This window comes from Blautia difficilis, from assembly GCF_014297245.1.
Taxonomy (GTDB): domain Bacteria; phylum Bacillota; class Clostridia; order Lachnospirales; family Lachnospiraceae; genus Blautia_A; species Blautia_A difficilis.
Window position 1 is genome coordinate 18,208 of record NZ_JACOQG010000018.1, and the last position, 13,637, is coordinate 31,844.

Consider the following 13,637-nt stretch of genomic DNA (forward strand, 5'->3'; position numbering starts at 1 on the left):
CACACACGCTCCAGAGAAAAAAGACTTATTAAGAAAGCGGTCTGATTTTACTCATTACAAAAGAGATAAATGCAAACAATTATAAGCATAGATATGTTTATAATGTGTTTGCATTTATTATTTTATAAGGGTATAATTTAGAACAAAACTAATGTGCCGGATACTTTTGTCTATTTGATTTTATACAGGAGGGACACTATGAGTAAGGAACAGATTGCAGTTGCAGAATTAATTTTTAATATTATTCTGGGCAAAACAGGAAGTGGGCGTGTAAATTATTTTCCTCAGAAACAGGACTTTCCCTTTGATGCCCCTTATGAACAGCCCTTTGAGCGGACGACTCCGGAGAGCCAGGGAATTTCCTCTGAGTATCTTACAGCCCTAATCCGGGAACTGTATCATGCAGAGGGCACGGAAATGCATCACTTCATGGCTCTCCGCCACGGAAAGGTAATCTGCGAATGTAATTTTGCGCCTTACCCCAAAGGCATGTGGCACATTACCCATTCTATGTGTAAGAGCATCACCGGAATGGCTGTAGGACTGCTGATTGAGGAGGGGAAGCTTCGCCTGGATGAAAATATTTATGATATTTTTCCTGATAAGGTCAATTCCCTGCTGAAAATTTTCCGGCCTGTGATCACAGTGGAAAATCTCCTGACCATGTCCAGTGGGATCACCTTTAATGAATCCGGTATTGTATCCGGAAATGACTGGGTATCCAGCTACCTGAATTCTACAGTAAATGGAACTACCGGCCAGATTTTTCAATACAACAGCCTGAACACCTATATGCTGTCTGCCATTGTCACCAAGCGCACAGGGGAAACTTTAACCGAGTATCTGAAGCCACGGCTTTTTCAGCCTCTGGGAATTACAAAGTATTTCTGGGAAACCTGCCCTGCAGGGATCACAAAGGGCGGCTGGGGGCTTTTCCTCTGTGCAGAGGATATGGCCAAGCTTGGACAGCTTTATCTCCAGAAGGGGAAATGGAAGGGAGAACAGATCATTCCGGAAAGCTGGGTGGAGGTTTCCACCCAAAAGCGTTGGGAAACTCCTGATGATACCTATGGTTATGGTTACCAGCTGTGGATGGAGCAGCGTCCCGGAAGCTTTGAATTTAACGGAATGCTGGGACAGAATGTGGTAATCTATCCGGAAATGGATATGGTTCTGGTGACCAATGCAGGAAATAATGAGTTATTCCAGGACTGCATTATGCTAAATATCATCCGGAAATATTTTCCGCCGGAATACACTCCTGCTGATACACTTCCTGAGAACCCGGCTGCTGCCCTGCTGCTGAAGCGGTTGTGCGGAGAACTGGAGCAGGGAATGGAGCTGACCCGCCCTATCCTGCGTGGCGGCTGGAAAAAACGTCAGTTGCGCAGAAATAACAGCTGTTGTGAAAAATCCCTCTCTCCTGCCTTCTTCGAGAAATTCAGGCAGGAGCTCCACAGCCGGACCTATGAAATGCGTCAGCAGAGCATTGGCCTGTTTCCACTGTTTATGCAGGTCTTCCATAATAATATGACAGAGGGCATCCGGAAGATTTCTTTCTCCTGTGAATCTGGAATTTTCTCTGTGTCCTTTCTGGAAGGGGAAGAAATTCATACTCTGCCTGTAGGCTTCCGTCAGGCTGTCTTGGGCACAGTTTCCATGCACGGAGAAAATTATCTTGTAAGCACACTGGGAGAATTTACCAGAAACGAAAACCAGATCCCTGTACTGAAGCTGGAGATCACCTTTGTGGAAGAATGCGCGAAACGGCTTTTGTCTGTATTTTTCCACAGTGAAAAGGAAATTGAGCTTCGGTGGAAAGAAACTCCTGGCAAGGGGATGATCCTGGAAGGCCTGAGCTCCATCACTGAAGAGTTGGCCGCCAAGCTGCCCAACAGCACTCTCCTGGGGGAAAACGCCAGAGATCTGGCAATCAGACTCATGGAACAGACTATTGAACCGGTTTGTTGGGGGGATTTGGAGATGGAAGGTGAAGGGGATGTTGTTATTGTCGAAAAATAATGGAGAATTTGTGAATCGTATTGTGTGATATAGGAAATTTTTAAGAAAAGAAAAATAAATGTATTCAAAAAATATCGCCTCTTTTCATGTACGTGAAATAGAGGCGATATTGATTTGGTCTACAATTGCTCATTCTGTATTTTTCTTTCATGAGCATACTTTATATTTAAGAAGGTAACTTTTCACAATATTTATTAAATTATTTATGTGGACACTTCGCATAATTTGTTGTTGAATAATACTTAGCATTAGCTAAATAGCCACATCTTGTACAACGTTGACATGTATATGTCTTTACTGTACATCCGCCAGAACTATTGCTTGTATGATTATGTAAATATCCATTAACCATATTATGTTTACACAATACTCTAGATGAATCATTATCCATTATTGGTATTTGAATTCCATTTTCAGTAACAAAAACAGTATCTGTTTTCGAAAAGTCTATATCATTTAATTCGCCACTCAAAAAATCAAAATTACTCATATCTGACTCATCTAATACAATACTCTCTCCAACGCTTCCATCCGACCACTGCATTGGCTCATACGCCAACACCGTCCCTGCGCTTGCTGCAATAGTCAATGCAGATACCATTGCAATAATTCCTTTTCTCATCCATCCGTTTTTTCTTTTCTTCATCATGTAGTTGATCCTCCTCTTGATCATTTTTCCCTCACTGGAAAAGTTATTTTTCCATACAACCGGAAGTTTCTCCCGGACTGGGGTCGTAGTTACCAGCAGCATGGCATAGCTTTTCACTATATCCTTTGAATAGCCAAGCACTGCTGCATCATCACTGACAGCTTCTGCAGTGATCCGATAAAGGAACAGCAACAGATATGCCGCCGGATTCATCCAATGGATGCAAAGAACGATCAGGCATAAAAGCTTCACCAGATTGTCACGATTTTTCAGATGGGTATATTCGTGCTGATACACCATAGAAAAATTCTCAAGCTCTGTAAAGCTTTCAGGTATTATGATTTTCTGCCGGAAGAATCCCACTGTACAGGGACCGCAACTTCCATCAGGCACAACATAGTAGACCAGCTCCATTTTCGGCTCATCTACATAGTAGAAAACGGATCGATTAATTTTTCTAACGATTTTACGATATTTTATAAATTGATACAGGGCAAAGAGGATTACAATGCCTGCCCACAGCAGAATGATAACTGAAATCCATCTGGGGAACCACACATACTCATCCCCATGTCCAGGCAGGAAATCCATGGAATGGGACAGATAAAGCTGTGTCTCTTCGCTGAAAACAGGTTCCGGCAGAATATTCATAGGTAAGAGAAATCTCATCAGCTGTACCGGAACCAGGAAAAAGAACACTCCTGCCAGCAACAGCTTCCTGCCCCAAAGGAAATTATAAGAATCCCTCTGGATCAGAAATAATAGAAAACAAAGCAATACAGGAATGGTTCCTGCAATTGACATACATACAAGCAAATCCAAAACAGTTCACATCATTTCTCTTTAATGTATTTGATCAGGGAGTCCTTCTCCTCCTCTGTAAGCTTCTGATCAGAGTTCAGGGCACTGACCAGCATAGACAAGTCCGTAGACACAGCTTTGTGGGCAAAAGGATTCTTCTGTATATTTTCCCTTTTGGGGGATGTGGGGGAAAGGCTTTCTAGAGCTTCTCTTTCTCCTTCGGCTTTCCTCTGCAGCTGCTCATAGAGCCAGCGGTTTCTCAGTCCCAGGAACAGCATAGCTGCCGGATATAACACTGAAACTGCTGCTGCACAGATCATATAGCCTGTCAACGCTTTTACATTATCTACAGGCGGTTCGCTGATAAAATTAATAAATAAGCATCCCGCAGAAAATATGGTAAACAAAACCCAACAAAGGGTCTGTATTTTTTTCTTCATTTATATCTTTATATCTCCTAATTTATGAACTGCACTTAGTCTACCATAATTTGACATTTTTCACAACCGCATTTCCCAAATTTGTCCGTAAACTTGTCGACATTCTTCGAGGCTTTTCGCAAAGGCACGAGATTAAAAGAAGCAGGGGTAACCCCTGCTTCCTGAAATCACTTATGTAGAAAGGAAAAAATCCCTTTCTTTTTTTCATATGGTTCTGATGTAATCCCTTTTACCTCATAGCCGGTTGCATTAATGGCAGCCTTTAGTGCAGCTTCTTCAAGGGGCTGTTGGGAGAGGATCACAGTTTCTCCCTTTCCATGGGAGGATGTGACTTTTTCCACCTGGCAGGCCTTCCGCACTGCATCATTTACATGGGATTCGCACATTCCACACATCATTCCCTCTACCTGTACTGTTGTTTTTATCATCGTAAAGTTCCTCCTATCTGGCAGCCTGTGCAAGGGCCTTACGGATTGCATTCAGAATTCCTTCTGAGGAATAGGTGGCTCCGGATGCAGCATCGATTCCCTCAGTGGACTGATTTGCAGTTACCTGAGGCAGGATGGTATTCCAGGCATAATCAAAATATTCCGGGGAATCCCCGTTGCTCTGCTCTATGGAAACAATCTGTCCTCCCGAAATGGTGACCGTAACATTGACCATTCCCTCGTAGCCATAGCTGGATGCCGTATAGGTTCCGTCTATGTATCTGCCCTCAGGCTCCGGTACTGCGGTTGGTTCCGGTGTGGGGCTTGCTTCCGGTGCAGGACTTGGCTCCGGCGTCAGGCTTGCCTCCGGAGTGGGAGTTACTGTAGGTGCCGGGGTTATTGTAGGTGTTGGGGCTGCTGTAGGTGTAGGAGTTATTTCCGGTGTGACTGTTGGCTTTGCTTCTCCCTTTTTGGCCTGCTTCAGGATATCTCTGAAAGCCTCCAGGATTCCCTTGGAAGAGTAAGTAGCTCCGCTGACCGTGTCAATGCCTTCTGCTGCCTGTTTTTCCAGAATTTCTTCCTCCAGCCTATCCCAGGCCTTTTGAAAGAATGCAGGCGTATCTGTATTTTCCACCTTCAGGGAAGTGATTACTCCTTTCTTGATCTTTGCAGTCAAAGTGATGGTTCCGCTGTAGCCTTTGCCTGTACCTGTGTAGGTGCCGTCCTTATAAATTTGCTCTTCCCCTGGTTTTGGAGTTGGAACCGGTTTTTTGGTGGGCTTTGGAGTTGGCGTAGATGTAGGTGTGGGAGTGACCCCAGCCTGATTTCCTGAGGGAATTGCCTGAGACAGAGCATTCTGCACTGCCTGGATAATTCCGTTTGAGGAGTAGGTAGCTCCGCTGACAGCATCTACATTTGGAGTCTGTCCTGACAGGATTTTGTTGATCACACCCTTGGCATTGGCAAAATATGCGGGAGTCTCAGAAGAAGCATCCAGGATATTAATTGCTGTGATCTTGTGCCCGGAAACTGTGACCTGTACGGTAACGGTGCCCCCAAAGCCTGTGCCAGAGCCTGTATAAGTGCCGTCCACATATCCATCTGCCGGAACTGTGGTGGTGGGTGTGGTGGTTGTTCCTGCTCCCCCTGCCGATGCACTGCCCTTTGCGGCAGCTCCGGAAGTGGCATTCTTTTTGGTGCCGGTTTTGATTTTACTTGTTTTCTTTGCCTTTTTTGATTTTTTTTCTGCTGAAGCTTTTTCTTTTTGGGAGGAGGCATCTGTGTTTGCCTTCTCTGTGGTTCCTGTCTGAATCAGTTCCTTAATCTCTTTGACAGACATAACACTGTTATCAGAGACTGCGGCTGTTTCTACAGGGCTTTTTTCTGCCTGATAACAGGTGATACAAACTGCGGCAAAAACTGCTGCTGCCGGAAGAAGCTTCAGCCAGGATTTATCATTCTTGTCCATAGATTATTTCACAGTTACTTTAAATGTCTTGGATACACCATTGCATGTTACTGTAATCTTGGCTGTACCTTTCTTGATACCTTTTACTGTACCATTGGAAGATACGGTAGCAATTTTTTTGTTGCTGGATTTGTATGTGATCTTTCCGGATGGAGTTGCCTTTGCTGTGATCTTTGTTGTTTTTCCTACTTTTACAGTTGCAGATGTTTTTGTCAGCTTCAGGGTAGGATTTTTTACAGTTACTGTGTAGGTTGCTTTTAAAGATCCGCTCTTTGCAGTGATAGTTACCTTTCCTGCTGCCTTTGCTGTTACTTTTCCGGTCTTCTTATCTACAGTTGCAATTTTTCTATTGCTGGAGGTGTACACAGGTGCCTGTACCTTTCCGGTTACTGTGGCTGTCTGTGTTTTTTTCTGACCCTTGTACAAAGTTACCTTTGGTTTTGCAAAGGTAAGAGTATCCTTTACCTCAGCCTTTACCAGTGCCTGTACTGCTGCATTCAGATGAGTAGTGGCCTCGTCAACCTCTGCCTGGGTTGGATTTTCCTTTGCAAGAAGTTCTTTGGCTTCATCCAGCTCTAACTGCATTGCTTTCCAGGAATCTGCTGTATAATCTGCCTCTTTTAATGCAGATGCCCGCTCTACTGCTGCTTTTAATGCTGTTGTGTCAGCAACCCCCGCTTCCGGTTTTACAATGTTTGCTTCTGTTGCAGTTATCTCAAAGGTAGTATCTGCATATCCCATTGCATATACAGTCAGCTTCCACTTTCCTGTACCGTCTGTTCCCTTTGGCAGCTGGCAGCGGTAGGAATCTGTCAGGCCAAGCTGGATACCCATTGCCTTGTGCATCCAGTTGTCTGCTGCAAACTTGGTACCATAGGATGCCAAAACAGTATCACCTTTTCCATAGTAATCCCATCTTACAGCATACATTTTGGCACCAAGAGCTCCATATCCGTCACCGGTAATATCTACTCTCAGGAATTCACCGTAGCTTCCGCTTGCTTCTTTTACTGTTGCGGTAACATTGGATGCTGTCTGGAGTGCCTGATCTTTAAGTCCGGAACCAGTACCATTTGCTCTTGCCTTGAATGTAAATGTTCCATCGGAACCTTTTACAGCTTCTTTTAAGCCGTTTGTTTCAGCGGTAACATCAGCAACTGCACTATAGGACTGTAAATTCTTCTCTCCAAATCCACCGGCAACTGTGCTTCCGTCCTCTACTACCTTGAACTGGGATTTGAAGGCTTCATAATCTGCTGCCTTTACTGCAACAGGAACATATTTCAAGCCAACGATGGTATAGTGGTCAAACTCCACAACACTTCCGTCCGCCTTTGTGATCTGTCCTCTCTCCGGCTGGTTCAGCTTTACTGTGGTTCCGTCAGTAAGTACTGCATCGTTTGCTGAGGTCCAGTAGGAAATCTCATAGGAGCCGCCGTTTTTATCATACATGACTGCTTCACACTGGTAGCTGCCTCTGTGCAGGCCATGGTTTACAGTTGCTCTGGTTACTGTGTCAAATCCACCCTTGTCTGTTTCCCCATGTCCGTCTGCTGTCGCATTGGAGCTGGTGTTTGACGCATTGTAAACTCCCTCAGATGCCCAGTACTGCTCCCAGGTCAGGCCAGCATAAACATACTTGTAGCCTTCCTCTGCTGTTGCTGCAAATTCATCCTCTGCAGCCTGCTGTTCATCTACAAAAGGTGTTTCCTCTTCCCCTGAGAAATCATCTCCTGCTATTTCCTCATCTGCTGCAAAATCATCTGCCTGCACCTGTGCTTCAGTAACAGTATCAGCTGTAAAATCCGCAGCCATAACCGGTAATCCGGAAACCATCATTGCAGCACTTAAAATTGCAGGTGCTGCCATCTTAATTAAATTCCCTTTGCGCATACCAAAAATCCTCCTGAATATAATTTTATATGAGATGATCTTATTCGCTTATGGAATAAGTATCTTTCAGTAATTGAAATCTTTCTTTCATGCCCTCTGTGAGCCAGACATGACCGGAGTCATCTACGAACAGCCCATCTGCATGGTATTTTTCCAGAAGCTTTTCTCCTTTTTCCCTTCCCAGTACAAAGCATGCAGTGGAAAGCCCGTCTGCGTCCAGGCCATTGTCACATACCACAGTTACAGAGGTAAGTCCGCTTCTGGCTGGATAGCCTGTAGAAGGATCCAGTATATGATGATAGCGAACCCCGTCTTCTATAAAATATTTCTCGTAATCTCCGGAAGTGGAGAGAAATTCCGTGCCCTTTAAAGCTACTACTCCAAGGTAGTCCCCTTCTGTATCTCTGGGATCGGTTACAGCTACCTGCCAGGAAGAGCCGTCAGGCTTTGAGCCATAGCTCATCACACTGCTGCCACCCAGATTCAGGATCATACCGGAAACCTCTTTCTCCTTTTCCAGAACCTGTTCTACTGCATCGCAGCCAATTCCCTTACCAGCTGCCCCAAGATCCAGTGTCATGCCAGCGGGCAGGGTAACCTTATTTCCATCCAGAGTAATCTTGCTATATCCTACCTTCTTAAGCAGGGTGTTCAATTCCTTTTCCTCAGGAATATGAGGATCTTCTCCGTCAATATCCCAGAGACGGATGATTTTTCCCATAGTTGGATCCATAGCACCCTCAGAAGCTTCCGAAAGCTCCAATACCTGTTTCAAATAAGCTGCCGTTTCCTGAGAAACTGTTACTGTACTGCCGGCATTTTGATTGATCTGATATATCTGAGAATTTTCTTTTGTCCAGGAGATCCAGTTCTCTTCCACATCTTTTAATGCAGAGATTACGTCTGCTGTGATATCCTCACCTGTTGTGTAAAGAGTCTCTGATACTACAGTGTCCATAGCAAAGTCTGTTTTGGTGTATGTGTTTATTTCAGAGTTTCCCCATGCAGTCCGGGATGTGCATAAAAGAGAGGCCGTAATGAAAAGTCCCAGCACAAAAGAGCGTCTGTTTGTCATATATTTCTAATTCCTTATCCTCTTGTTGTTATTGTCAACTAACTCTATAGACTATATCACTGTACGTAAAGTATGTCTACCAATATAGTTAGTTCTTACTAATCAAATTTTCTCAACAAGTTAGTAATTGCTAATTTTTATCAATAACAGTGCCTGCATGAATATTTTTCCTTGGGCAGACTGCAGTGCAGGCATGACAGCAGATGCATTCCCCTGAATGGGAGGTATCACCGTCAATATCCAGGTGTGCGGGACATCTCTTTTTGCAGAGTGTACATTTTGGGGCACAGTTTGGACGGTTACGTTTGAAAAGTGCTCCCGGAAGGATGGGCATGATTGCAAATACTGCTCCCATGGGGCAGAGAAACTGACAGAAGAAACGCTCCTGTGTACACATTCCAACCATGATCAGGATCAGCAGAACTGTTCCTGCAATATATGTAGATTTTGGCAGTCTGCCTGTTGTAAGCATGGAGAATACATCCCATGGACTCATTCCCTGTAATTTAGAATAGAATCCTGTTATGCAGGAAAGAAGCAGGAATATAAGAATCACATATTTTACTTTTTGTAATCTGTGCACCCATTCCTCCGGATATCCATGTTTTTTCTTTTTTCCAAAGCATTTCGCACGGATAAATGCGGTAAGCTCATACAGAGCATCTCCCAGCGAGCCAAACGCACAGGCATAACCGCAGAAATGACGTCCGAACAGAATGGTAATGATCAACAGTAATGCCGTGATATCCAGAAAAGAGTTCCAGGTTACGCTCTGCTGTCCTCCGATTGCAAGAAAGATAGATTTGATTCCTGCAAATGCAGTAGAAAAAAGAGAGGGCGCTGCTATAAAAAATATAAGCTGTATGGCGGCACGGATCAGCCGTACCTTTCGTTGTTTCTTTTTCATGCGTTTTCCGCCTTTGATAATGCGTCATTTACTGCTTCTAAGATACCGGTAGAACTGAAAGTTGCTCCGGAAATGGTGTCAACATCTGTGCTCTGCTCGCTGATGATGCTGTTTATGACATTCTCACCCTGTGACAGATAAGCACTGTCTTCACCCGGTGCACTGACTACACTGACTGCTGTAATGGTATCGTCTTCCAGAGTTACCTGAACAGTGATCGTTCCACCGTATCCGGTTCCTGAACCTTCGAAGGTGCCGTTCTTATATACATTGTCGGAGTCATCTGTTTCCTCAGAATCTGCCTGGTCTGTATTTTCTTTATCCTCTGCAGAAGCCTTTTCAGATTTATTATCAGCTTCTGCTGCTGTTTTCTGTTCCTCATAAGTTTCCTTTAATGCTGTAAGGATCTGGTCCTGCTGTTTCTCCAGACTCTCTACTTTTGCAGTCAGATCTGCAATATCCTGGGCCTGTTCTTTATCCTTTACTGTTCCATTATAGAAAAATACCGCCATGATGATCAGCAAAAGCGCGATCAGACGCAGATAAAAATTTTGATTATTCACGTTGTTCCTCTCTTTCTTTTTTATTTTTGACGGATAAATATTTGTTTTTGAATGAAATAAATATTAATCTCAACTAACTTTAAAAGTGTATCATTTTCGTATACAAAAATCTATATATAATAGATTCTGCTAATGTTGTTTTTTTTTCATTAAGATGACCCCGGAGCAAAATCCGAGGTCATTTATTGTGTGAATTATTTATCTGTTATTGTTATTATTTATTTTACTTTTACTGTAAATACTTTCTTAACACCATTGCAGGTTACTGTAATTTTAGCAGTACCTTTTTTCTTTCCTTTTACAACACCTTTGGAGCTTACTGTTGCAATCTTGGTGTTGCTGGATTTGTAAGTAATCTTTCCGGATGGGGTTGCCTTTGCGGAAATTTTTGTTGTTTTTCCTACTTTTACAGTCGCTGAAGTTTTTGTAAATTTCAGGGATGGATTCTTAACTGTTATCTTGCAGGTTACTTTATATTCTCCACAGGATGCTGTGATCACTGCTGTTCCTTTTGCCTTGGCAGTTACAACACCTTTGCTGTTTACTGCAGCCACTTTTGTGTTGCTGGATTTCCATGTAATTTTATCGGTAAGGTTTGTTGTAACTTTGAGAGTAGTCTTTGTGCTGCCTTTTGTATAAAGAGTCTCGGAAGAAGTATTTAATTCAAATGTATTTTCTGCTTCTTTGTAATTAAAAGTAAGATTATTCTTATATCCCACAGCAGTTATTTCGAAAACAGTTGTGTCTGTCACCTGAAGATCTGTGAGATCAAGGGTTCCATCTTCTTTTACAATGACTTTGCTTCCTTTTCCTGTTGCGGCATATTCTATATCATCAACTTTTACTTTGCTGATGCTCTTAATGTACGCAGAGAATTCTTCTGCTGTAATACCTTTTGCAGCAACCAGTTTTGTCTCGTTACTGTCATAGAAAGCCGGCATTTTGTCTGTATTTACTGTAAATTCAGTGACAATAGCTGCATAGTTTCCGCTGACATCTGCGATTTCAACCTTGTGTGTTCCCAGTGCAAGAGTTCCAACAGCAAGTTTTCCGTCTGTGCAGGAAACTTTTGTTCCGTCTACTGTATACTGTGCCTTGAAATCAGCAGGCAGTGTCTGGTCAAAGGTAACTGCTACAGATGTGTCTGTATTCATAATATCTGCCACTGTTGCCTTGATTCCTGTAGTTGTCTGTACCTTTACATCCGGAACATCAAAGGTGATCATTCCCTTATCTGTGTAATAAGTAACGCTGTCAATGGTTTTTCCCATGATTGATTTATAATGTGCAGAAGAAACAGGGCATTCGTGAACTTCTGTTGTATATCCGGTTCCCCAGGCAAGCTTGCTTCCGTGCCAGATATTCTCCAGATGACGCAGGCCATAGTTAGTTCCGTCTGTAGTATTTACAGTTACGCCATAAATCTTATCTGTGGTTGTATCGAACAGTGATGAAAAAGTTTCCTTGTCCAGATCCAGTTCATAATCACCGTATTTTGTTTCCGTTTTTAATGTAGCATCAATTGCAACTGTCTTTGTCTGAGCGCCTTTCATTGCTGAGAATGAATAGCTGCCATCTGCATTTACAGTAAGTTCTTTGTAATAAGACGGTGTTTCGCTTAAAATGTAATAAGAATAAGAGGCATTTTCAATCAGGGAATCTTTTCCTGTATAGGTATTGCTGCTTGTCTGTCCTCTGTTTGTCACAGTAATGGTAACAGAGTCAGAATCTGTTACCTGTTTCTGGTCTTTCAGGAGGGAAAGATCACTGACTTTTACAGGGAATGTAACACCTGTTACATCGGTTCCGTTGGGGTCTACATGATAAGCGGAATTTCCGTTCATCATTCCGGAAGTTCTTGATTTATTAAGGGTTGCAGATGTAAAGGCATCCACTTTTACATCGTTGTTTTTCAGTTCTGCCTTATAGAAATCATCATAGGGGATATTCATAAGAACATAGGCTTCGCCCTGCTGTGCTTCTGCAGCAAATGTATTCTCTTCTTCTGTTTCCGGGGCAAATTCGTCCTCTCCATCCTCCGGACCAAATTCGTCAGAATCAACATCTTCTGTACTGTCTGTGATCACCTCGCTGTCTGTAAAATCAGCTGCCATGGCTACATACGGAATACTGGTCATTGCTACTGCCGCACTCATTACAACCGGCGCTATCTTTTTCATAAGATTTTTGTTTGTCATGATTTTCTCCTCTTTATTTTTTTGAACTACCTGTACCAATTGGAATAACCCTTACCAAGATGGGATTGGCAAATATAGTTTGTTGCATCTAACAATTGATAGATTATCATAATTGCAGAAGAATTTCCACTGTTTTTCAATGGTTTTATTGGACAAACTTTCTCAATATAGAACAAGTAAAATTATATTTTAAGTTTTGTTAGAAAAGTCTAACTTCTCAGTTGCACTGAAGTTTCCTATATGTTAAAATATCTGAAGTTGATGGTATTTTATCGAGAGGAGAATTTTTCTATGAAACAGAAAACAGCCTATCTGGGGCTTTTTTCCGCTGTTGCGATTATTTTGGGATATGTGGAATCACTGATCCCGGTTTTTGCGGGAATCCCGGGGATCAAGCTGGGGCTTGCCAATCTGGGAGTCCTGTTTATCCTGAAAAAGTATTCCTTTAAAGAGGCTGCCCTGGTTTCCCTTGTCCGTATCCTGGTGATTGGATTTATGTTTGGAAATCTGTTCAGTATCCTGTACAGCCTGGCAGGGGCGACACTTAGTATGACAGTTATGACACTTATGCTGAAAAAAACCTCCTTCAGTCTGATTGGAGTCAGCGTTGCAGGAGGTGTTTCCCATAATATTGGTCAGCTGATCATTGCCATGCTGATTGTAAATAATGCAAGTGTGTTTGTATATGCGCCTGCTCTGCTTGTAGCAGGGGTTGCAGCGGGAGTTGTGATCGGCGGACTTACTGCAGAACTCTGCAAGCGGGTGCAGCTTCCTGGAATTTAGGTCAACCATATCGTTAGTCTTCTTCTATATGATCCCGTCCCTGGTTGATGATGGTGCGGACATGGTCGTCTGCAAGGGAATAGAAAATAGATTTCCCCTCTCTGCGGCTTTTGACCAGTTTATTCTGCTTCAGGATGCGGAGCTGATGGGAAATAGCTGACTGGGTCATGTTCAGTACCTTTGCAAGATCACATACGCAGACCTCTGCCTCGAATAAAACAAAGAGGATCCGGATTCTGGTAGAATCTCCAAAAACCTTGAAAAGTTCTGCCAGATCATAAAGCTCTGTTTCCTCGGGCAGAGTCTCATTTACAATCTTCAACAGGTCTTCATGAACCTCAAAACCATCACATACTTCATCTTTACGTTCTTCCATTCTGTCACCTGTTTCCTTTCTGGCTGTTATCAGT

The 13,637-nt window shown here is 43.1% G+C and carries 12 protein-coding genes; 2 read left to right on the plus strand and 10 right to left on the minus strand.

Going from position 1 to position 13,637, the window contains the following annotated elements:
• Window positions 1–198 precede the first annotated feature (198 nt).
• Window positions 199–2,022 carry a serine hydrolase domain-containing protein gene (locus H8Z82_RS11165; RefSeq protein WP_186995158.1) on the plus strand — a complete coding sequence of 608 codons (1,824 nt, stop codon included), beginning with the start codon at window positions 199–201 and terminating at the stop codon, window positions 2,020–2,022.
• Window positions 2,023–2,221: 199 nt separating this feature from the next.
• On the opposite strand, the gene H8Z82_RS11170 is transcribed toward H8Z82_RS11165, so the two are convergent.
• The 9 genes from H8Z82_RS11170 to H8Z82_RS11210 form a co-directional block, all read right to left on the minus strand.
• Window positions 2,222–3,475: a M56 family metallopeptidase gene (locus tag H8Z82_RS11170; RefSeq protein WP_186995159.1), complete on the minus strand. Its 1,254-nt coding sequence runs from the start codon at window positions 3,473–3,475 to the stop codon at window positions 2,222–2,224.
• Between the two features lie 29 nt (window positions 3,476–3,504).
• Entirely contained in the window at window positions 3,505–3,912 is a 408-nt protein-coding gene (locus H8Z82_RS11175; protein ID WP_186995160.1) for a hypothetical protein, read from the minus strand.
• 167 nt (window positions 3,913–4,079) lie between these two features.
• Entirely contained in the window at window positions 4,080–4,340 is a 261-nt protein-coding gene (locus tag H8Z82_RS11180; RefSeq protein ID WP_019161546.1) for a heavy-metal-associated domain-containing protein, read from the minus strand.
• Between the two features lie 13 nt (window positions 4,341–4,353).
• Entirely contained in the window at window positions 4,354–5,808 is a 1,455-nt protein-coding gene (locus H8Z82_RS11185) for an FMN-binding protein (protein ID WP_186995161.1), read from the minus strand.
• Between the two features lie 3 nt (window positions 5,809–5,811).
• Window positions 5,812–7,701 (minus strand): penicillin-binding Tp47 domain C-containing protein, encoded by a 1,890-nt coding sequence (locus H8Z82_RS11190; protein WP_186995162.1) that lies wholly within the window; start codon window positions 7,699–7,701, stop codon window positions 5,812–5,814.
• A 40-nt stretch (window positions 7,702–7,741) separates the two neighbouring features.
• Window positions 7,742–8,659: an FAD:protein FMN transferase gene (locus H8Z82_RS11195; RefSeq protein WP_243176453.1), complete on the minus strand. Its 918-nt coding sequence runs from the start codon at window positions 8,657–8,659 to the stop codon at window positions 7,742–7,744.
• A gap of 247 nt (window positions 8,660–8,906) precedes the next feature.
• The gene (locus tag H8Z82_RS11200) at window positions 8,907–9,683 is read right to left on the minus strand and encodes a 4Fe-4S binding protein (RefSeq protein ID WP_019161542.1); all 777 of its coding nucleotides are present in this window, start codon (window positions 9,681–9,683) and stop codon (window positions 8,907–8,909) included.
• The gene (locus H8Z82_RS11205) at window positions 9,680–10,246 is read right to left on the minus strand and encodes an FMN-binding protein (RefSeq protein WP_186995163.1); all 567 of its coding nucleotides are present in this window, start codon (window positions 10,244–10,246) and stop codon (window positions 9,680–9,682) included. The genes H8Z82_RS11200 and H8Z82_RS11205 overlap by 4 nt, the downstream gene beginning before the upstream one ends.
• 218 nt (window positions 10,247–10,464) lie before the next feature.
• Window positions 10,465–12,426, minus strand: coding sequence for an Ig-like domain-containing protein (locus H8Z82_RS11210; protein ID WP_243176454.1), 1,962 nt, complete (start codon window positions 12,424–12,426; stop codon window positions 10,465–10,467).
• 309 nt (window positions 12,427–12,735) lie between these two features.
• Here H8Z82_RS11210 and H8Z82_RS11215 point away from each other — a divergent pair, with 309 nt between their 5' ends.
• The gene (locus H8Z82_RS11215; protein ID WP_186995165.1) at window positions 12,736–13,227 is read left to right on the plus strand and encodes a Gx transporter family protein; all 492 of its coding nucleotides are present in this window, start codon (window positions 12,736–12,738) and stop codon (window positions 13,225–13,227) included.
• Window positions 13,228–13,240: 13 nt separating this feature from the next.
• On the opposite strand, the gene H8Z82_RS11220 is transcribed toward H8Z82_RS11215, so the two are convergent.
• Window positions 13,241–13,603 (minus strand): ArsR/SmtB family transcription factor, encoded by a 363-nt coding sequence (locus H8Z82_RS11220; protein ID WP_019161538.1) that lies wholly within the window; start codon window positions 13,601–13,603, stop codon window positions 13,241–13,243.
• Window positions 13,604–13,637: the final 34 nt, after the last annotated feature.

Bases quoted from the DNA above. Each gene is read 5' to 3' on its own strand.
- H8Z82_RS11165 (WP_186995158.1), top strand. From the start codon at position 199: ATGAGTAAGGAACAGATTGCAGTTGCAGAATTAATTTTTAATATTATT.
- H8Z82_RS11170 (WP_186995159.1), bottom strand. From the start codon at position 3,475: ATGTCAATTGCAGGAACCATTCCTGTATTGCTTTGTTTTCTATTATTT.
- H8Z82_RS11175 (WP_186995160.1), bottom strand. From the start codon at position 3,912: ATGAAGAAAAAAATACAGACCCTTTGTTGGGTTTTGTTTACCATATTT.
- H8Z82_RS11180 (WP_019161546.1), bottom strand. From the start codon at position 4,340: ATGATAAAAACAACAGTACAGGTAGAGGGAATGATGTGTGGAATGTGC.
- H8Z82_RS11185 (WP_186995161.1), bottom strand. From the start codon at position 5,808: ATGGACAAGAATGATAAATCCTGGCTGAAGCTTCTTCCGGCAGCAGCA.
- H8Z82_RS11190 (WP_186995162.1), bottom strand. From the start codon at position 7,701: ATGCGCAAAGGGAATTTAATTAAGATGGCAGCACCTGCAATTTTAAGT.
- H8Z82_RS11195 (WP_243176453.1), bottom strand. From the start codon at position 8,659: ATGGACACTGTAGTATCAGAGACTCTTTACACAACAGGTGAGGATATC.
- H8Z82_RS11200 (WP_019161542.1), bottom strand. From the start codon at position 9,683: ATGAAAAAGAAACAACGAAAGGTACGGCTGATCCGTGCCGCCATACAG.
- H8Z82_RS11210 (WP_243176454.1), bottom strand. From the start codon at position 12,426: ATGAAAAAGATAGCGCCGGTTGTAATGAGTGCGGCAGTAGCAATGACC.
- H8Z82_RS11215 (WP_186995165.1), top strand. From the start codon at position 12,736: ATGAAACAGAAAACAGCCTATCTGGGGCTTTTTTCCGCTGTTGCGATT.
- H8Z82_RS11220 (WP_019161538.1), bottom strand. From the start codon at position 13,603: ATGGAAGAACGTAAAGATGAAGTATGTGATGGTTTTGAGGTTCATGAA.